At 69.2% G+C, this 17,921-nt stretch carries 18 protein-coding genes; 5 read left to right on the top strand and 13 right to left on the bottom strand.

Translation table 11 applies throughout. The features are described 5' to 3' along the window. Positions 1-135 precede the first annotated feature (135 nt). The 10 genes from gspE to gspG form a co-directional block, all read right to left on the bottom strand. Positions 136-1,563 (bottom strand): type II secretion system ATPase GspE, encoded by a 1,428-nt coding sequence (gspE, locus tag LXT13_RS17570; RefSeq protein WP_233373261.1) that lies wholly within the window; start codon positions 1,561-1,563, stop codon positions 136-138. A 14-nt stretch (positions 1,564-1,577) separates the two neighbouring features. Then, positions 1,578-3,794 carry a type II secretion system secretin GspD gene (gene gspD / locus LXT13_RS17565; RefSeq protein ID WP_233373260.1) on the bottom strand — a complete coding sequence of 739 codons (2,217 nt, stop codon included), beginning with the start codon at positions 3,792-3,794 and terminating at the stop codon, positions 1,578-1,580. 2 nt (positions 3,795-3,796) lie between these two features. Further along, complete coding sequence (gene gspN, locus LXT13_RS17560) at positions 3,797-4,690, bottom strand: type II secretion system protein N (protein ID WP_233373259.1); 894 nt, start codon at positions 4,688-4,690, stop codon at positions 3,797-3,799. Continuing rightward, the gene (gene gspM / locus LXT13_RS17555) at positions 4,690-5,220 is read right to left on the bottom strand and encodes a type II secretion system protein GspM (RefSeq protein ID WP_233373258.1); all 531 of its coding nucleotides are present in this window, start codon (positions 5,218-5,220) and stop codon (positions 4,690-4,692) included. Before gspM ends, gspN begins: the two co-directional genes overlap by 1 nt. Next, a complete protein-coding gene (gspL, locus tag LXT13_RS17550; protein WP_233373257.1) occupies positions 5,220-6,458 on the bottom strand; it encodes a type II secretion system protein GspL in 1,239 nt (412 codons plus the stop codon). The genes gspM and gspL overlap by 1 nt, the downstream gene beginning before the upstream one ends. A 77-nt stretch (positions 6,459-6,535) precedes the next feature. Then, complete coding sequence (gene gspK / locus LXT13_RS17545) at positions 6,536-7,498, bottom strand: type II secretion system minor pseudopilin GspK (RefSeq protein ID WP_233373256.1); 963 nt, start codon at positions 7,496-7,498, stop codon at positions 6,536-6,538. After that, positions 7,495-8,133, bottom strand: coding sequence for a PulJ/GspJ family protein (locus LXT13_RS17540; RefSeq protein WP_233373255.1), 639 nt, complete (start codon positions 8,131-8,133; stop codon positions 7,495-7,497). Before LXT13_RS17540 ends, gspK begins: the two co-directional genes overlap by 4 nt. Continuing rightward, a complete protein-coding gene (gene gspI / locus LXT13_RS17535) occupies positions 8,130-8,495 on the bottom strand; it encodes a type II secretion system minor pseudopilin GspI (RefSeq protein WP_233373254.1) in 366 nt (121 codons plus the stop codon). Before gspI ends, LXT13_RS17540 begins: the two co-directional genes overlap by 4 nt. Then, the gene (locus LXT13_RS17530; RefSeq protein WP_233373253.1) at positions 8,492-8,980 is read right to left on the bottom strand and encodes a pilus assembly FimT family protein; all 489 of its coding nucleotides are present in this window, start codon (positions 8,978-8,980) and stop codon (positions 8,492-8,494) included. The genes gspI and LXT13_RS17530 overlap by 4 nt, the downstream gene beginning before the upstream one ends. A 7-nt stretch (positions 8,981-8,987) precedes the next feature. Beyond that, positions 8,988-9,410, bottom strand: coding sequence for a type II secretion system major pseudopilin GspG (gene gspG, locus LXT13_RS17525; RefSeq protein WP_233373252.1), 423 nt, complete (start codon positions 9,408-9,410; stop codon positions 8,988-8,990). Between the two features lie 54 nt (positions 9,411-9,464). On the opposite strand from gspG, the gene LXT13_RS17520 reads away from it, so the two are divergent. Continuing rightward, positions 9,465-10,094, top strand: a complete 630-nt coding sequence (locus LXT13_RS17520) for a hypothetical protein (protein WP_233373251.1) — start codon at positions 9,465-9,467, stop codon at positions 10,092-10,094. A gap of 22 nt (positions 10,095-10,116) precedes the next feature. Here the strand turns inward: LXT13_RS17520 and LXT13_RS17515 are convergent, their stop codons facing one another. Together LXT13_RS17515 and ilvA are read right to left on the bottom strand one after the other, a co-directional pair. Then, positions 10,117-11,193 carry a nicotinate-nucleotide--dimethylbenzimidazole phosphoribosyltransferase gene (locus LXT13_RS17515; protein ID WP_233373250.1) on the bottom strand — a complete coding sequence of 359 codons (1,077 nt, stop codon included), beginning with the start codon at positions 11,191-11,193 and terminating at the stop codon, positions 10,117-10,119. Positions 11,194-11,225: 32 nt separating this feature from the next. Then, positions 11,226-12,746, bottom strand: coding sequence for a threonine ammonia-lyase, biosynthetic (gene ilvA, locus LXT13_RS17510; RefSeq protein WP_233373249.1), 1,521 nt, complete (start codon positions 12,744-12,746; stop codon positions 11,226-11,228). Between the two features lie 337 nt (positions 12,747-13,083). Here ilvA and LXT13_RS17505 point away from each other — a divergent pair, with 337 nt between their 5' ends. After that, positions 13,084-13,515 carry an OsmC family protein gene (locus LXT13_RS17505; RefSeq protein WP_233373248.1) on the top strand — a complete coding sequence of 144 codons (432 nt, stop codon included), beginning with the start codon at positions 13,084-13,086 and terminating at the stop codon, positions 13,513-13,515. Here the strand turns inward: LXT13_RS17505 and coq7 are convergent, their stop codons facing one another. Continuing rightward, positions 13,516-14,178, bottom strand: a complete 663-nt coding sequence (gene coq7, locus LXT13_RS17500; RefSeq protein WP_233373247.1) for a 2-polyprenyl-3-methyl-6-methoxy-1,4-benzoquinone monooxygenase — start codon at positions 14,176-14,178, stop codon at positions 13,516-13,518. It lies immediately after the preceding gene. 197 nt (positions 14,179-14,375) lie between these two features. Between coq7 and LXT13_RS17495 the strand changes: the two genes are divergently transcribed. From LXT13_RS17495 to LXT13_RS17485, 3 genes are all read left to right on the top strand, one after another. Then, positions 14,376-15,410: a porin gene (locus LXT13_RS17495; RefSeq protein WP_233373246.1), complete on the top strand. Its 1,035-nt coding sequence runs from the start codon at positions 14,376-14,378 to the stop codon at positions 15,408-15,410. A 179-nt stretch (positions 15,411-15,589) separates the two neighbouring features. Beyond that, positions 15,590-16,822 (top strand): porin, encoded by a 1,233-nt coding sequence (locus LXT13_RS17490; RefSeq protein ID WP_233373245.1) that lies wholly within the window; start codon positions 15,590-15,592, stop codon positions 16,820-16,822. 115 nt (positions 16,823-16,937) lie between these two features. Further along, positions 16,938-17,918, top strand: a complete 981-nt coding sequence (locus LXT13_RS17485) for an ABC transporter permease (protein ID WP_233373244.1) — start codon at positions 16,938-16,940, stop codon at positions 17,916-17,918. Positions 17,919-17,921 lie beyond the last annotated feature (3 nt).

Genomic DNA, 17,921 nt, shown 5'->3' with positions numbered 1-17,921 from the left:
GCTCAATACCGCGAGCATCGCCGCCCCGCAGGGGGCTGAGGCTGGACAGGTCGCGCCAAGCGGGCGCCATGTGCCTGCCGAAGGGCTTCGGCACGGTCTGCAAGACCGGCCAAGGTACACCGTGGACGAGGAGCGTCATGACTCGCGCGTGACGCGGAGAACTTCCTCCAGCGACGTCACGCCGGAGGTGATGAGCCGCTCGCCGTCTTCGCGCATGGAGCGCAGGCCGTTGGCCACGGCGGCAGCCTGCAGCTGGCTCTCGGGCGCGCGGTTGTGAATGAGGCTGCGTACCGCGTCGTCGGCCACCATCAGCTCGTAGACGCCCGTGCGGCCCTTGTAGCCGGTGTGCCCGCAGGCCTCGCAGCCGACCGGATGCCAGCGGCCGTGGTCGTCCTCGGTCTTGCACACGGGGCACAGCCGGCGCACGAGGCGCTGCGCCAGCACGCCCAGCAGCGAGCTTGACAGCAGGAAGGGCTCCACGCCCATGTCGGTCAGCCGCGTGACGGCGCTGGGGGCGTCGTTGGTATGCAGCGTGGCCAGCACCAGGTGGCCCGTCAGCGACGCCTGGATGGCGATCTGCGCGGTCTCGTAGTCGCGGATCTCGCCGATCATGATGACGTCCGGGTCCTGCCGCAGGATGGCGCGCAGCGCCTTGGCGAAGGTCAGCTCGATCTTCGCGTTGACCTGCGTCTGGCCGATGCCCGGCAGCTCGTATTCGATTGGGTCTTCCACCGTCAGCACGTTGGTGGTGCTGGTGTCGATGGTCTGCAGCGATGCGTACAGCGACGTCGTCTTGCCGGAGCCGGTGGGGCCGGTGACGAGCACGATGCCGTGCGGCTGGTTGACGAGGCGCTTAAAGGCGGACAGCACGTTGCCGTCCATGCCCAGTCCTTCGAGCGTGAACTTGGATTCGGTCTTGTCCAGCAGCCGCAGCACGGCGCGCTCGCCGTGGGCCGATGGCAGCGTCGACACGCGCACGTCGATGGCCCGGCCGCCGATGCGCAGCGAGATGCGGCCGTCCTGCGGCAGGCGCTTCTCGGCGATGTCGAGCTCGGCCATGATCTTCAGCCGCGAGATCAGCGCGGCGTGCAGCGCGCGGTTGGGCTGCACGACCTCGCGCAGCGTGCCGTCCACGCGGAAGCGCACCGACGACGCGCGCTCGTAGGGCTCGATGTGGATGTCGCTCGCGCCGTCCTTGGCCGCTTGTGTCAGCAGCGCGTTGAGCATGCGGATGATGGGCGCGTCGTTGGCCGCTTCCAGCAGGTCTTCCACAGCGGGCAGGTCCTGCATCATGCGCGACAGGTCCACGGCGCTCTCGACCTCGCCGATGACGACGGCCGCGCTGCTCTCGCTGCCGGCATAGGCTGCGTTGATGCGCTCGGCCAGCGACGGCGCCGGTTCTGGCTCCAGTCGGTCCACCGCGTAGAGGCGCTGCACTTCGGACAGCGTCGCCCAGCCGACATCGGGCGGCGCCCACAGCGTCAGATGGCTGCCGTCGTCCTCGAGCAGCACGCAGTTGGCCTTCGCGAAGGCGTAGGGCAGGGGGTGGCGGGTGTTGGCCATGGCGGCTCGGGCGCTTACTGCTGCGGCTGCTGCAACGGCTGCGACGGCGCCTTGCTGCCCGGGGCCTTGGGTTCGGGCAGCACCGGTGCGCCGGTGTCGGGCAGCAGCACGTTGGTGGCCGGCTGTTTGGACTGCTGCAGTGCGCGGATGCTCTCGTAGCGGTCCAGCGACAGCTGGTTGGTGCTCTCGGCCGTGCGCAGCACGACCGGACGCAGGAACACCATCAGGTTGGTTTTCACGCGGCTGCGGTTCTTGGTGCCGAACAGGTTGCCCAACAGCGGAATCTTGGACAGTCCGGGCACACCGTTCTCGCCGTCGCTGTACTCGTCCTTCATCAGGCCGCCCAGCACGATGACGTCGCCATCCTCCACCACGACCGAGGTCTCGATGGCGCTCTTGTCCAGCGTCGGGCCGTTGACGCCCTGGGCCGTGACGTTGGAGTTCTCCTGATAGACCTGCATGCGCACGGTGCCGCGCTCGCCGATCTGGCTCTTGATCTTCAGCGTCAGACCCACGTCCTTGCGGTCCACCGTCTGGAAGGGGTTGACCGTGCCGCCCGAGGCACCGGTGGAGGCGTAGGACCCGGTCACGAACGGCACGTTCTGGCCGATGACGATGCGGGCCTCCTCGTTGTCCAGCGACAGCAGGTTGGGCGTGGACAGCACGTTGGCGCCGCTCTGGCCTTCGAAGAAGTTGGCGACCGCTCCCAGCGTGTAGAAGCTGCCGAATTTCTTCAGCAGGCCGACGTTCAGGCCGGTCGGCGCGGGCGTGCTGCCCTGAGCCGTGGCGACGGCCGTCGTTCCCTGTGAGATGGCCCCGGTGGCATTGATGATGTTGGCCAGGCCCGTGCCGTAGTTGGTGCCGGCGCCATAGATCGTCGCGTCGCCCTTGTCGCCGAACAGGTTCTGCCACTGCACGCCGAACTGGCCGGACTTGCTGTTGTCGATCTTGACGATCAGCGACTCGACGTAGATCTGCGCTCGGCGGGAGTCCAACTGCTCGATGACGGCGCGCACCTGCCGGTACAGCGGCTCGGGCGCGGTGATGATGAGCGAGTTGGTGGCCGGGTCGGCCTGCACGAAACCGCCGGTGGACGGGCCGCTCGACGCGTTCAGCGGCGACGTGGCGGCCGTGGAGCTCATGCCGCCGGTGCCTGTCGTGCCGGTGTTCGTGCCGGTGAGCGCGTTGTTCGTGCCGCCGAAGCTGTTGGTCGTGCCCGTCAGCCCGCCGGTGTTGCCGGTGGAGCTGCCGTTGTTGCCGGCGCTGCTGCTGCCGCTGGCTCCGAAGGCGGCGCGCAGCACGGTGGCCAGCTTCACGGCGTCGGCGTTCTTCAGGTAGACGACGCGGATGTTGTTGCCGGCGTCGGTGCTGGGCTGGTCCAGCTTCTCCACCATGGAGCGCACGGCGGCCAGCCGCGTTGGGTTGCTGGCGCGCAGGATGAGGCCGTTGGAGCGCGGGTCCACCAGCACGTTGACGGCGCTGCTGCCGCCCTGGCCGGGCACCGCGGCGCCGGCCGCCTGCCCGCCGTCAGCCAGGCGCTGCACCAGCGGCGCCAGGTCGGCTGCGACGGCATGCTTCAGCGGCACGATCTCGATGTCGCTGGTGCCGGGCGTGTCCATCGCCGCGATGATCTTGGCCAGCCGGTTCAGGTTGTCCGCGTAGTCGGTGATGACGAGGCTGTTGTTGCCCGGGTTGGCGTTGATCGTGTTGTTGGGGCTGATCAGCGGGCGCAGCACGGCGACGAGGTTGTTCGCGTTCTCGTGCTGGATGCGGAAGATCTGCGTGAGGATCTGGTCGCCGCGGGTGTTGGAGCTTTCCACGGCCACCGAGCCGGCCTGCAGCTTGGCATCGGCCTCGGGCAGCACCTTCAGCAGGCCGGCGGTCTCGACGACGGTGAAGGTCAGGCCGCGCAGCGCCGCGAGGTAGTTGCGGTAGGCCTCGGCCACGGACACCGGCTGCTCGCTGTAGACGGTGATCGTGCCCTTGACGCGCGGGTCGATGATGATCTGGCGGTCCAGCATGACGCCGATGGCGCGCGTGACGGCCTCGATGTCCGCGTTGACGAAGTTCAGCGTGACGGGCGAGCTGGCCTTGACGGCCGGACCGGGCCTGGCGCCAGGGCGTGCGCGCTGAACCGTCGCGTTGTCGGGCTGGGCAAACGCGGTGCCGGCGGCCAGCAGCAGCAGGGCCGTGATCGCAGCGGCAGCGGTGGCGGTGCGTTGGAGATTCATGATCATCCGATCGTCAGGACGGAACGCGCGCCTTGGCGGCGCCCGATGATGTTCAGCAGGTTGTTCAACGCTTCCTCGCGGCCCGGTGCGGCCGAGGCCTCGCCGGAGAAGCGGCTCTTGCCACCGGCGCTCAAGGTGCCGACGCCGTTGAGCAGCAGCGCGCCGTCCATCGTCGACAGCTGCAGCGTGCTGACGCCAGGGTTGGCGGCGTCGGCGTTCAAGCTCAGCCGGTAGCTGCCCAGCGGTGCCACCGGCGAGATGCGGGAGGACAGGTTGACGAGGTCCAGGTCAAACCCGCCCAGCTGCCGCCAGCGGCCCTGGGCGGACTCCAGTCGCAGGTCGCGAGTGGTCAGCCGCAGCGAGCCGCCCAACTGCAGCGTGTTCCACGGCGTGCCCAGGCCCGCCAGCACGCTGGCCGGCAGCCGGGCGAGCCAGTCAGCGCGGTTGTCGATGCTGACGGCCACGCGGCCCAGCCCTGGCTGGATGCCCACCAGCAGCTCGCCGTTGAGGCAGCAGTCCTGGCGCGCGGCCAGCTGCAGCGCCAGGCCCTTGAGGCTCATCTTCCAGCGCAGGCGGCCGGGCAGGGAGGCCGCATCGCGGCTGCCGGCGCCGCCGGTCAGCACGACGACGCCCGAGCCGTTCCAGACGCTGCCCTGCGTGTCGACGATGAGCAGGTGCTCGTTGGTGGCCGCGGCCAGCCAGCGCGCCAGCCAGCTGGCCGGCGCGAACAGCACCAGTGCGCCTAGCAGGCCCAGCGTCACGCCAGTGATCGCCCAGCGCCGTGGCGCGCCGTGGCGCACGGCGCGGCCGCCGGCCTGCAGCGTGCTCGCGGCGAACGTCGAGTCCTGCACCGTCGTCAGCGACGGCGCGGTGTTCCTTTTCCTGAGCCAGGCCATCACGCGCCCCCTCCGACGACGAGCACGAGCGTGCCGGTGAAGCCCCTGGGGCTGCGCGTCAGTTGCGCCTCGACGGGCCGAGCGCGCGCGGCAGCGCGCACTTCGGCGAGCCAGGCCTGCAGCGCGGGCGGGGCGATGTCGGCGAGCGTGACGGTTGCCCGGTCGCCGACGAGGTTGAGTCGGGCGGTGCTGCCAAGGTGCTCGACCGAGGCCTTCAGCGCCGCTGTGGCCTGGGCCGGGGGCACGGGCGATGCGCCGTGCAGCAGCCGGGCTTCCTGCGCCTGCGCCTGCATGCGCTGCAACTCCAGCTCCAGCGCTTCAAGTTCGGCCGGTGCAGCCTTGAGCGTGCGCAACGCCGGCGCCAGCAGCACGCTCCAGGCCAGCAGCAGACCCAGCAACACGCCGACGACGCCCAACGCGAGCCGGTCACGTTCGCTCAGCGCTCGCCATTGCGTGCGGGCCTGGGCCAGCGCCTGGCGCAGCTGGGCAGCGGCGCCGTTGCCGGCGGCGGGGGAGGGAAGGCGTGCCATCAGCGTCGTCCTTGGGGGGCGGCCGGGCTCACGGTGAGCTTGCCGTCGGCGGCATCCAACTGCCAGCCTGCGCTCTGCAGCTGGGTGCGGAAGTTGTCGATCTGCGGCGGGCTCCAGCCGGCGGCGGCCAGCGTCAGCCTGCCGGGCTCGAAGGTGAGGGCGTCCGCGGGCGGGCGGTCCGCCGGCCAGGCGGTGGCGGCGGCGGCCAGCAGAGCCTCGAAATCCTGTTCGCCGATGCTGCCGGCGCTCGCGCGCAGCAGGTCCAGCTGCTTCTGCATCTGCGCCGGTGCGTCGAGGATGGCGCGCACCTGCGGGAAGGCGCCAGTCAGCGTGGCCGTGACGGCCTCGCGGCGCGCGGCCAGCTCGCGGTGCTGGTGCCAGGCCCAGAGGTTCAGGCCCAGCACCTGCACGGCCACCAGAGCCGCCAGGCCGTAGCGCACCGGCTGCCAGGGCTTGCGCATCAGCGTGCGGCCCAGCATGCGCAGCCCGCGCGTGCCGCGGGCGCGGGAAGCGAGGTCGAATTGGCGCAGGTTCCACGGGCCTTCGAGCGCGGCCAGCGCGCGCTGGGCTGGCGTCTGCACGCCGACAGCCGCGCCCAGCCAGCGCTCAGCCCGCGTCGCGATGGCCGGTGTGGCCGTCCATTGCGCAGCCTGCACGAGGTCGGGCGTCAGCAACTGGCGCGACAGGCCGCCTTCCAGCGGCAGCGTCACGACGCCGTCGGCATGGCTCCAGCGCAGCGCGGCACCGTCGCTGCCATGCTCATGGAAATGCCCGCGCGCCGTGGCATCGGGCCAGGACAGCGGGGCGACGCGGTCGATGAAGACATGCGACGCGTCGAGCCGGGCGAGGTGGTCGGCCAGCCAGGGCCGGGCCATGACGGCCACCCAGGCGGTGTCGCCGCCGACGGCATCTGGCTCGATGGCGAAGTGCAGCGTGTCCGGGTCGTCCAGTAGCGCGTCTTCGAGCTTGCCGGCGAGGGCGGCGCGCATCTGCCGGCCGGCGCGGGGCAGCTCGATGCGGCGCCAGGCGAGGTCCGACTCGCCGACGACGGCGACGACCGCATCGGCGCGCGGCAGCGCCGTGGCCGCGCTGCGGCCCTCGCGTTCGACCTGGCGGCCATCGATGGTCAGCACCCAGTCGTACTCCTGCGACGCACCGGGACGGGCGGCGTCGGATGCGGGATGTCCCTGGGCGTGCAGGCGCGTGAGGGGCGGCAGGAACAGCAGCAGGGTGCTCATAGGGGCTTCAGGCGGCGGCGCATTCTAGGAGGGGGCCGCAGGCGGGCGCATGGTGAAGACGGGCAACGTTCGGCATGTCAGCGCTCGATCAGCTGGTTGATGCGCTCGCGCGCCAGCACGACGGTGTTCATGCCCTGGCGCTCGATCAGCGAGCGCTGTTCCAGCTGGCGCTCGTCCAGCCGCAGCCGGCCGGTGACGAGGAAATAGGACGACTGGACGGACGCGCGGGCCGGGTCGACCTGCGTGTTGGCCGGCAGGTAGGTGGCCGCGTCGCCGACCTCCTGCAGCGGCCGCGCCTTGCGGGCCTGGACGAGACGCTCGGCCGACGCGAGGTCGACACCGTCGAACAGCGCCGCGATGACCTCGCGCGGCGCGGTGTTCAGGTTGACCGGCGTGAGCTTGGGCAGCAGCACGACGTAAGGCTGCAGGCGCTGCAGCGTCTCGGCGTCCAGGCCCAGCCAGGCGAGCTGGTCGACGCCGGCGGGCTGCAGCGGGCCGGTTTCGGCGACGTCGGGGCTGCTGGCGCCGCTGGCGGGCACCGGGAAGGCCGCGCGCAGGCCGGCGATGATGACGCCCGCCGTGCCTGGCGGCGCGTTGACCTGGCTGCACAGACGCTCAAGCACGCGCTGCTCCAGCGGCGACACCTGCTCGCCGACAGCGAGCGCGCGCAGGTTGTAGCGGCCCTGCGCGTCTTCGATGACGCCGGACAGGAAGGCCTCGGGGCCTTCGTCGCTGGTGGCTTCGGTGCGGTCGCTGGCGAGGAAGGTCGACAGCCGTGCCTCGGCCAGTGGCACGGCCCAGGGTTCGCCGAGGTGGTCCACCGGTTTCTGCCGGTTCGCTTGGGCGTCCTCGCGCAGGATGAGGCGCGCCCAGTCGAGCGCGCCCTGCAGGATCCACGCGCTTTGCGCGCGCGCCCGGTCGGCGGCTTCGATCTGTACGGCGCGGTACTGCTGCCACACCATGCCTGCGGCCAGGCTGGCGATGAGCGTGACGATGATCATCGCCGTCAGCAGCGCGGCGCCGGATTGCTCGCGCCTCATCGGACGGTGACTTCCATCTCGCGGGTCAGAGTGCCGGCCAGGCCGCTTTCTTCGCCGAACTGCACGGCGATGCGCAGACCCGACGGCGGCTGGTTGGCCGTCTTCGGGTTGACGGGGCCGGCGGGCGCCTGCTGGGCCTGGCCGGTGCCGCCGGTGGACTGGCAGTTGCTCCAGGCATTGCCCCAGAAGCAATAGAACTGCCAGCCGGCCACGCCGTCGAAGGCGCGCAGCGCCGGGTTGCGCTCGGCCAGCTGCTGCAGGCCGCGCTGGCGCTGGTCCACGAGTTCCTGGATGGTGCGCAGCGGCGGGCTCTCCCAGCGCCACAGGCTGCCGGTGCGCAGGCTCCAAACGACGACCTGCAGCCCGGCGGGCGCTTGTCGCGTCAAGACGAGGTTGCCGCCGTCGAAGGCCAGTGGCGGCACGGGGCTGCGGCTGTCCTGCAGTGCGCGCAGGTCGGCCTCCCACTGGGCCAACACCGTCTGCAGCCGGGCCGTCTGGGCCAGGTGCTGCTGCGCGATCTCGCGGCCGCGCGTCAGCGCGTCGATGCCGCGCCAGGCCATGGCGGCCATCGTCGCCATGATGACGAGGGCGACGAGCACCTCGACGAGCGTGAAGCCGCGGGCGCGTCGGGTCATGACAGCTTGCCCATGATGGTGGACAGCGTCAGCATCGGCCGCCCGTCCTCATCGGCCACGTCGGCGTCGACGCGGCGGAACAGCGGATTGGGCGTCGTGCTGACACGCAGCTTGCCGCCATAGCTTCGGCCCAGCTGCTCGCAGGAGAACGGCGTCTCGCCGACGTCGGGGAACTGCTTGGTCAGGCGCAGCTCGGTCAGCATGTTCTCGGCGCACCACTGCGCCGCGCTGACCTGCGCCAATCGCTCGGCGTTGCCCGCCAGCGCGCCGGCGGCCTTGATGCCGGCGCCAAGCGCGATGGCCACGATGACGAGCGCCACCAGCACCTCGATCAGCGTGAAGCCGCGGGCGCGTGCCTTCATGGCGTGACCACGTCGAAAGCCGCGAGGCCGTCGGTGGCGAGCACGACACGCTGGTTGCCGAGTTGCAACTGCACGCGCTGCGCCGGGATGACCGGCTCAGGCCCCAGCACGACGCCGGCGTTGGCGGTTGTCGCATGCTCGACCGTCACGGCCACCGGGTCGCCGAGCCAGCGCGTCGGCAACTGGATGGACGCCGGCAGGCCCTCGAAGCGGAAGTCCTCGCCCGGCTTGGCGCCTCGGGGCAGCCAGCGCACGGTCAGGCCCGAGGCCCGGCTTTCAGCGCGGGCCGTCTCCAGCAGCGCGGCCAGTCGCTGGGCCTCACGCTCCAATTGGAGTTCGGCGGGGTCGCGCATCGCGAGCATGACGGTGGCGCTGGCGATGGCAATCAGCGCGACGACAACAAGCAGCTCGATCAGCGTGAACCCGGCGCGGCGGCGCGGGCCCGCTGCGCTCAGGTCGACTGCGTACCCCCGGGCGGCGGGCACGTGGAGGTCACTGCCAGGAGCCGATGTCCGCGTCACGGCCCTCGCCGCCAGCGCGACCATCGGCGCCAAAGCTGTAAACATCGACCTCGCCCTTCACGCCGGGGTTGGCGTACTGGTAGGGATGGCCCCAGGGGTCGTTGGGCAGCTTGTCGATGTAGGGCTTCCAGTTAGGCGGCGGTGTGCCGACGGTAGGCTTGTGCACCAATGCATCCAGGCCCTGCTCGGCGCTGGGGAAGCGCTGGTTGTCCAGCTTGTAGACCTTGAGCTGCTGCATCAGCATGTTGACGTCGGTGCGTGCGGCGCTGACGCGGGCGTCTTCGGCGCGGTCCAGCACGTTCGGCACGACGAGGGCCGCCAGCACGCCGATGATGACGAGGACGACCAGCAGTTCGATCAGCGTGAAGCCGCGGACAGGGGAGAAACGGCGCATGGCGAGAGCGTGGGAGCGCAGGTGGGGCAGTGAGCGGGCCATCATAATGGGCCGATGCTTGCACGATTCATGACGTTCGCTGTCTGGCTGCTGCTGGGCGGCTCGGTCGCCTACTGGGGACTGCAACTGTTCGCGCGACCCCTGGCCATGCCGGGCTCCGTGCTGCCGGCCGGCGAAGGCCAGTCGGGGCCGGTCGACCTGAGCCGGCTGCTGGGTGTCGTCGCGGCCGATCCTGTGCCGGAAGCCCAGGCCCCCGTCTCCACGCGGCTGCGCCTGCTGGGCGTCGTCGCGCCGAAGAATGCGCGGGCGGCCGAGGCCGGCGAAGGCGTTGCGCTGATCGACGTCGATGGCGTTGCCCGCACCGTGCGGGTGGGCGCCGTCGTCGATGGCGATCTGCGCCTGCTGCGCGTCGATGCCCGCAGTGCCAGCCTGGGTCTGGCCGGCCAGGCGCCCAGCCAGGTGCTGCAGCTGAGCCCGCCGCCGGCACCGATGACGGGGGCGTTGCCCACCGCCGCGCCGTCGCCCGTCGTGCTGGGTGGCAACCCACCGGGGACGATGCAGGACATGTCGCCACAGCGCCAGGGCGCGCCGGGCATCGTCGGCATGCCGCCGGGCGCCGTGCCGCAGACGCCGCCGGCCGGCGTGCCGCTGGCCGCCTCGGCGCCGGGCGAACAGTTCCACTGAGGGCGCGACGCCGCGCCGGTGCTCAGGCGCCGAGCGTCGGGACGTGGGCGCCCGGCTCGGGGCGCGGTATCGCCAGGCGGGCCTCGGCCACCTCGTGCAGATCCGTCAGCAGCGCCGCCGCCGAGCGGATCATGGGCCAGGCGAGCGCCGCGCCGGTGCCGTCGGCGCTGTCCATGCCCAGTTCGAGCAGCGCCGACGCGTGGAACAAAGCCAGCGCTTCGTCCAGGCCGCGGTGTACATGGCTGCGGCAGAACACCGCGTAGTCAGTCACCGGCGCGCAGATCAGCGAGGCCAGCTTCAGCGCCGCGCAGGCCGCGATGCCGTCCACGATGATGAGGCTGCGCTTGCTGGCCGCCACCAGCATGGCGCCCACCATGACCGCCAGCTCATGGCCACCGAAGGCCGCGAGCAGGTCCATGGGCTCCTTCGCGTCGCGGTGACGCGCCTGGGCGCCGTGCAGCACGTCGAGCAGGTGGGTGAGGTCGTCCTGGCGCATCGTGGGCCCGGACACGACGAAGTCCCGCACGGGTTGGTCGGCCAGGCGCGACAGCACGAGCGCCGCACACTCCGCCGAGCCCTGGCCCAGGGCGGCGCAGGCCAGGACGTTGCCCGGCAGGTTGTCGGCGATCTCCATGCCCACGCGGACGCCGGCGTGCGCCTGCTCCAGGCTCATCGCCAGCGCCGTGCGCGCGTTGCGCGTGCCGTGGGCCACCTTGCGGGCCAGAAGGCGGGCGTGGGGCGGCAGGTTGTCGGCCACGCCGCAGTCCACGACGGTCAGGTGCAGGCCTTGCAGCCGTGCGAACACGGAGACGGGCAGTTGCGCGTGGAGCGCCATCTGCACCTGGTCCCGAGTGGCGCGGCCCCACTGGGCGCCGACGCCATCGACGACGATGCCGTGGTCGGCCGCGAAGAGGGCCAGCACCGGGTCGCGGAAGCGCGGGGTGAGGCTGTTCTGCACGAGACCCAGGCGCACGGCCAGCGGCTCCAGCTCGCCGAGCCCGCCCGCAATGGCGGAACGCCGATCGACGCGATCACGCAGGGCCTTCTCCAGCTCGGGATTGGCGGTGGGGGAGATCAGCGACTGTTGGGCGACGGTCATGGCGCGGGCGTGGTCAGACCCTTGATTTCAACTCAACCGAGGAACAAGCGGTAGACGGGGTTTGCCGTTTCATCCTCGAAGGGATAGTTCAGCCCCCCCAGGAACCGGCGCAGCGCGGCGGTGTCGCGCCGGGGCACCTGGATGCCGACGAGGATGCGGCCGTAGTCCGCGCCCTGGTTGCGGTAGTGGAAGAGGCTGATGTTCCAGTCCGGATGCATGCTGGACAGGAACTTCATCAGCGCGCCCGGTCGCTCCGGGAAGACGAAGCGGTACAGCCGCTCGTCCCTGGCCAGTTCGCTGCGCCCGCCCACCATGTGACGCACGTGCTGCTTGGCCAGCTCGTCGTTGGTCAGGTCCAGCGTCTGGAAGCCGGCCTTGGTGAAGGTGCGCGCGAGCTTGGCGGCTTCGTCCGGCTTCGTGATGCCGATGCCCACGAAGATGTGGGCGACGTTGGCGTCGGCGATGCGGTAGTTGAACTCGGTGACGCTGCGCGGGCCCAGCAACTCGCAGAAGCGCTTGAAGCTGCCGCGCGCTTCGGGGATCGTGACGGCGAACAACGCCTCGCGGTGCTCGCCGACCTCGGCCCGCTCGGCGACGAAGCGCAGGCGGTCGAAGTTCATGTTCGCGCCGCAGGTGATGGCGATCAGCGTCTGGCCCTTGGCGCCGGTCTTCGCGACGTACTGCTTGACGGCAGCGACGCTCATCGCACCCGATGGCTCCAGGATGGAGCGCGTGTCCTCGAAGACGTCCTTGATGGCGGCGCAGACGGCATCGGTGTCGACGACGATGTAGTCGTCCACCAGCTCGCGGGCGATGCGGAAGGTCTCCTCCCCCACCACCTTGACGGCCGTGCCGTCGGCGAACAGGCCGACGTCGCTCAGCATGACGCGCTTGCCGGCCTTGACCGAGCGCAGCATGGCGTCGGAGTCGGTCGTCTGCACGCCGATGATCTTGATCTCCGGCCGCAGTGCCTTGACGTAGGCCGCAACGCCTGAGATCAGGCCGCCACCGCCGATGGCGACGAAGATCGCGTCGATCGGGCCGGGGTGCTGGCGCAGCAGCTCCATCGCGATCGTGCCCTGGCCGGCGATGACGTCCGGGTCGTCAAAGGGGTGGACGAAGGTCAGGCTCTGGGCCTGCTCCAGTTCCTTGGCGTGGCCGAAGGCGTCGGTGAAGCTCTCGCCGAACAGCACGACCTCGCCACCCAGGGCCTTCACGGCGTCGACCTTGAGCTGAGGCGTCGTCAGCGGCATGACTATGACGGCGCGGCAGCCGAGCTTGCGCGCCGACAGCGCGACGCCCTGCGCGTGGTTGCCGGCCGAGGCACAGATGACGCCGGCGTCGCGCTGTGCGGCCGTCAGATGCGCCATCTTGTTGTAGGCGCCGCGCAGCTTGAAGCTGAAGACGTCCTGCTCGTCCTCACGCTTGAGCCAGACCTTGTTGGACAGCCGCCGGGACAGCTTCGCTGCGGGGCTCAGGTCCGTCTCGCGGGCGACCTCGTAGACCTTGGCGTTCAGGATCCGCTGCAGGTAGCTGCTGCCAGGGGGGAGCATGGTGGGCACGTGGGGCGCGGGCTTGGCAGCGGGCGAACGGCGGCGCGAGGGGCGCTCATCAGGTCTCCAGGGGGATCATTGCGGCGGCGCATGATAAGAGACGCCCTGAAAACGCAGCCCGGCGCGCCACGTCGCGAGGCTTGATGCCTGTAGTGCCCGTGATCCCCGATTGGACGAAAAAAAACCCGAGCTCTTTCAAGCTCGGGTTGAATCCACCATGGAGGCGGTGGAGGAGACAATCGGTGCGAAACGTTTTCGCGTGTTTGAAGTTTAGCGCCGAGTTATGCTGCGGTGCAATATTTTTCTGTGACGAATTGAGCACTCTCCCTAAATGAGCATGGAATGCACAGTCAGTTGGCTGGGCCCTGAGGGCCCGAGCGGCATGAGCTTCGTGGCCGAGACGGGCAGCGGGCATGTGCTGTCGATGGATGGCGCGCCGGATGGCGGCGGTCGCAACCTGGCGCCGCGCCCGATGGAGACCGTGCTGGCCGGCACGGGAGGCTGCACGGCCTATGACGTGGTGCTCATCCTCAAGCGCGGCCGCCACGACGTGCGCGGCTGCAAGGTCACGCTGAAGGCCGAGCGCGCCACCAGTGATCCCAAGGTGTTCACGGCCATCCACTTCCACTTCGTCGTCAGCGGCAAGGGGTTGAAGCCGGAGATCGTGGAGCGTGCCGTGGCGCTGTCGCACGAGAAATACTGTTCTGCGACGGCCATGCTCGCCAAGACCTCGGCCATCAGCACCTCGTTCGAGGTCGTCGAGGCTTGATCAGATGCGGTGCGCCACGGTCGTCATGACCCTGGCCGCCAACCGCATCAAACCCTGAACCGGCGCGGGCAGCGGTGCCGCGCCGGCAGCCAGCGCGGCTTCGGCGTGTGCCGCTTCTTCCTGCTTCATCTGGTCCACGATGGCGCGCGAGGTCGTGTCTGCCTCGGGAAGCCGGTCGAGATGCGAAGCCAGATGTGCCTCGACCTGGCGTTCGGTCTCGACAACGAAGCCCAGGCTCCAGCGATCGCCAGCCAAACCGGCCGCGCTGCCCCACATGAAGGCGCCTGCCCACCACAGCGGTGCGAGGTGGCTCGTGTGGGTGCCCAGCTCCGCGACACGTTCGGCTGTCCAGGCCAGATGGTCCAGTTCTTCCTGTCCGGCCTCCTCGAAGTGCTGGCGCAACTCGGCGCTGCGACTGAATAGCGCCTGTGATTGGTACAGCGCCTGCGCACAGATTTCGCCGACGTGATTGACGCGCATCAGCGCGCCCGACAGCCTCGCCTCTTCCTCAGACAACCGGGTCTGTGCCAGCGGCGTCGCCGGCGACGGTCGGCTGGCGCGCACCGGCACGAAGACCGTCCGCAGCCCTGAATCGAGGGCGCTGAAACAACGGTCGGCCCAGCTCAGCGACCGGGTACGGGATGTGCTTATGGAGGCTTGCATTCAGCCGATTCTCTTCCGATGACCAATTCGTGACATTCGATGCACCGTTGTGGGCGGACAACGCTCGGGCGTGTTTTTGATATCCGTGAATTCCCGAGCCCGCCAACCTGTAGTGGAATAGCCGGACTTCCCAACGGAGGTGAGTCCCGGCTCGATTCCAGGCCGGCGGCTCCGCGATGAATACCTAGGAGTATCGAATGAAGAAAGCTCTGATTGCCCTGGCCGTCCTCGGTCTGACCGGTGGCGCCGCCGTTGCGCAATCCTCGGTCACGTTGTTCGGTGTTATCGACGCCGATCTGCGTTACACGAAGTCCAGCGGTCAATCGCTGAAGAAGCTGGATTCCAGCGGTCTGAACACCAGCCGTTTCGGCCTGCGTGGCACGGAAGATCTGGGCGGCGGCCTGAAGGCCGGTTTCTGGCTCGAGTCCGAAATCAACACCGACACCGGCGTCGCCGGCGCTGCTTCCGGCGGTGCCTTCTGGGGCCGTCGCGCCACGGTGAGCCTGTCTGGTGACTTCGGCGAAATCCGTCTGGGCCGCAACAAGACGACCTCCCGCCTGCACCTGGAAGACTTTGACCCGTATGCCTTCACCGGCCTGGGCAATGTCGGCGCCGTGTACAGCAACCTGGGCAGCGGCAATGGCACGGCATACGGCCGCGCCGACAACCTGGCTTCCTACTCCCTGCCGGAAGGCCTGGGCGGCTTCTACGGCAGCGTGGACGTCGCGGCGCCGGAAGGCAACCTGGCGAACAAGTACCAAGGCGCTCGCCTGGGCTACAAGGCGGGTCCCCTGCACGTGTCCGGCACGTACGCCAACGCCAATGGCCCGACTGACAAGTACAAGCTGGCGTCCGTCGGCGGCGCCTACGACTTCGGCGTGGCTCGTCCCTCGCTGGTCTACTCGCAAGCCAAGTTCGGTGCTCGCAAGCAGACCATCATCACGGCTGCCGTGACGGTGCCGCTGGGCCAAGGCCAGATCATCGCGTCGTACACCGACGCCAAGGCCAACGACGCTGCCGAAGCCGTGACCGCGGGCAGCGCTCGCATCGGCGACAGCAAGCTGTTCGCCGCTGGCTATGTGTACAACCTGTCCAAGCGCACCGCGCTGTACACGACCGTGTCGCAGATCAAGAACGACGGCGCTGCCAAGTTCGCTGTCGCCGGTTCTCCGACGGTTGCTGCAGGCGCCAAGTCCAGCGGCTTCGACGTCGGCATCCGCCACAACTTCTGATCATGAGCGGCCTTTGGGCCGCTGTCGATCGAGCCAGGCCGCCTTCGGGCGGCTTTTTTTCGTCTGCGGTTCTGTGCCGGCAGGGCAGGGGAAGTGCTGTGACCCTGATGCAACAACGCCGGTATTGCGCTGCCGAGCCCGAAACAGAATGAAGTTGCACAGACCGTGAGGAGCCCCGCTTGAAGACCCATGTCAGTCTGGTGATTGCCCTGCTCTTAGCGAGTGCGTCGGGTGCTCGGGCGCAATCCGGCGTCACGCTGAACGGCGTTGTCGATGCCGCGGTCCGCTACACGACGAACGCGAACGCGAGCACGTCCAGGAAGCAGATGGTGCCAGGCGGCATGTCGCACAGCCGATTGGGCATCAACGTCGTCGAGGACATGGGTGGTGGTGTGACGGGCCTGGTGGGCCTGGAGCATCGCTTTCTTGTCGACACCGGCGTCACGGCAAACAACCCAGCGCCCAGCCCGGCGGACTTCTGGCGCCTCGCCTGGGTGGGGCTGCAATCGAAAGACCTGGGGCAGCTGCGGCTTGGCCGGCAGTACAACATCCTGTTCGACCTGTACTCGACGAGCTTCGCGTCCTTCCGCCATTCGCCGTATATCGAGCAGTACAAGCCGGAGCTGGGGCTGTCGCTGGCCTCGCGGCAGGACAACATGGTCAAGTACCTCGCGCAGGTCGGTGATTTCTACGTCGAGGCGCAGCTGAGCGCTGGCGAAGGGCAGGCGAATGCAACGCTGCCCAACAAGTCGGCCGGCCTGATGGCGCGCTACAACGATGGCATCTACGCCGCTGGTGCTGCCTATCTTCAGGTGACGGAGCAGAGCGGCAAGACGATCAAGGCGCTGGTCTTTGGCGCGTCCTATACCGACGGTCCGTTCTACCTGCACGCCGGCTGGGCGGAGAACCGGTTCGACAACCCCTTCACGCTGTTGACGCTGACGCCCGGCGGCTTCGCTGCGTCCGCCGGCAGCGCCAGCAACCCGACTGCGTTCTACGGCGCCGCGATGACGCGGCTGCTCTACACGACGGGCCTCGTCGGCAACGTGTTGAACGGCGATGCCAACGACGTGAAGACGCGCGACATGCTGATGTTCGGCGCGACCTATCAGCTGACGGGCCGGCTCAACATCGGCGCCAGTGTCTGGCTGACGCGTCAAAGGCACTGGGGCACGCTGCAGAACCTCGGCCCGTTCGCGGCGGCGTTCGGCGCGGCACCGGGCGGGTATCTCACCGACGCTGCCTTCGCATCGAAGGCCAACTTCCTGGCCGCGGTGGCGGACTACGCCTTGTCCAAGCGCACGGACGCCTATGTCGAGGTCGACTACACACGGATGACCGGCGAGGTCCGCTTTGCCAATGGTGCGTCCAGGCGTGGTGGCGCGATGCTGGGCCTGCGACATCGCTTTTGAGCGCGGCGGCCGCGCAGCTGGCACTGCTCTTGCCAGTGCGGGCGGTGCCCAACGTTCGCCATACTCGCGCCTTCCTGCAACGTTGCAGCAGTGCGCCGCCCGCTGACCTTTCTTCATGCTCATCTTCATCCTTCGCCGTCTGGTTCAGGCCCTTGTGGTGATGGGCGCGGTGGCGTTCATCGCCTTCATGCTGTTCCAGTACGTCGGTGACCCGGTCAACAACCTGCTGGGCCAGGACGCCACGGAAGAGCAGCGCGTCGCGCTCCGCCGTGACCTGGGGCTGGACCAGCCCTTTCCGGTGCAGTTCGCACGCTTCGCGGCCAATGCAGCCCGTGGCGAATTCGGCATCAGCCTGAAGCAGGGCCGCAAAGTCTCTGCCCTCATCGTCGAGCGCTTTCCGGCGACGCTGGAGCTCGCCGTCGCGGCGGGTGCGATCGCCTTGTGCCTGGGCATCCCGCTGGGCGTGTACGCGGCGCTGCGACGTGGCCGGGCCAGTGCGCAGCTGCTGATGACGGGCACGCTGTTCGGCGTCAGCCTGCCGAACTTCGTCATCGGCATCGTGCTGATCTGGGTGTTCGCCGTCGAGCTCAAGTGGCTGCCCAGCTTCGGCCGTGGCGACGTGGTGGCGCTGGGATCGTGGACGTCTGGCCTGTTGACGCGCGACGGCCTGCTGCACCTGGTCCTGCCCGCGCTGACGCTGTCGATCTTCCAGCTGACACTGATCATGCGGCTGGTGCGTGCAGAGATGCTGGAGGTGCTGCGCACCGACTACATCCGCTTTGCGCGAGCCCGCGGTCTCACCGACCGCAGCGTCTACTTCGGCCATGCGCTGAAGAACACGCTTGTGCCGGTCCTCACAATCACCGGGTTGCAGCTTGGCTCGTTGATCGCGTTCTCCATCATCACGGAGCAGGTCTTCCAGTGGCCCGGCATGGGGCTGCTGTTCATCCAAGCCGTGCAGTTCGCCGACATCCCCGTCATGGCGGCCTACCTGTGCCTGATCTCGCTGGTCTTCGTCGTCATCAACCTCGGCGTGGACCTGCTGTATTTCGCCGTCGACCCGCGCCTGCGCGTCGAAGGCAAAGCCGACACCTGAGCC

It is taken from the genome of Pelomonas cellulosilytica, from assembly GCF_021353265.1.
Lineage (GTDB): Bacteria > Pseudomonadota > Gammaproteobacteria > Burkholderiales > Burkholderiaceae_C > Pelomonas > Pelomonas cellulosilytica.
This window is presented reverse-complemented; position numbering and strand designations above follow the sequence as displayed.

Excerpts from the sequence above, each read along its gene's own strand:
- LXT13_RS17505 (WP_233373248.1), top strand. The coding sequence starts at position 13,084 with ATGGAATGCACAGTCAGTTGGCTGGGCCCTGAGGGCCCGAGCGGCATG.
- gspN (WP_233373259.1), bottom strand. The coding sequence starts at position 4,690 with ATGGCCTGGCTCAGGAAAAGGAACACCGCGCCGTCGCTGACGACGGTG.
- gspL (WP_233373257.1), bottom strand. The coding sequence starts at position 6,458 with ATGAGCACCCTGCTGCTGTTCCTGCCGCCCCTCACGCGCCTGCACGCC.
- gspG (WP_233373252.1), bottom strand. The coding sequence starts at position 9,410 with ATGCGCCGTTTCTCCCCTGTCCGCGGCTTCACGCTGATCGAACTGCTG.
- LXT13_RS17485 (WP_233373244.1), top strand. The coding sequence starts at position 16,938 with ATGCTCATCTTCATCCTTCGCCGTCTGGTTCAGGCCCTTGTGGTGATG.
- gspI (WP_233373254.1), bottom strand. The coding sequence starts at position 8,495 with ATGAAGGCACGCGCCCGCGGCTTCACGCTGATCGAGGTGCTGGTGGCG.
- gspE (WP_233373261.1), bottom strand. The coding sequence starts at position 1,563 with ATGGCCAACACCCGCCACCCCCTGCCCTACGCCTTCGCGAAGGCCAAC.
- LXT13_RS17540 (WP_233373255.1), bottom strand. The coding sequence starts at position 8,133 with ATGACCCGACGCGCCCGCGGCTTCACGCTCGTCGAGGTGCTCGTCGCC.
- gspK (WP_233373256.1), bottom strand. The coding sequence starts at position 7,498 with ATGAGGCGCGAGCAATCCGGCGCCGCGCTGCTGACGGCGATGATCATC.
- LXT13_RS17495 (WP_233373246.1), top strand. The coding sequence starts at position 14,376 with ATGAAGAAAGCTCTGATTGCCCTGGCCGTCCTCGGTCTGACCGGTGGC.
- gspM (WP_233373258.1), bottom strand. The coding sequence starts at position 5,220 with ATGGCACGCCTTCCCTCCCCCGCCGCCGGCAACGGCGCCGCTGCCCAG.
- coq7 (WP_233373247.1), bottom strand. The coding sequence starts at position 14,178 with ATGCAAGCCTCCATAAGCACATCCCGTACCCGGTCGCTGAGCTGGGCC.
- gspD (WP_233373260.1), bottom strand. The coding sequence starts at position 3,794 with ATGAATCTCCAACGCACCGCCACCGCTGCCGCTGCGATCACGGCCCTG.
- ilvA (WP_233373249.1), bottom strand. The coding sequence starts at position 12,746 with ATGCTCCCCCCTGGCAGCAGCTACCTGCAGCGGATCCTGAACGCCAAG.
- LXT13_RS17515 (WP_233373250.1), bottom strand. The coding sequence starts at position 11,193 with ATGACCGTCGCCCAACAGTCGCTGATCTCCCCCACCGCCAATCCCGAG.
- LXT13_RS17520 (WP_233373251.1), top strand. The coding sequence starts at position 9,465 with ATGCTTGCACGATTCATGACGTTCGCTGTCTGGCTGCTGCTGGGCGGC.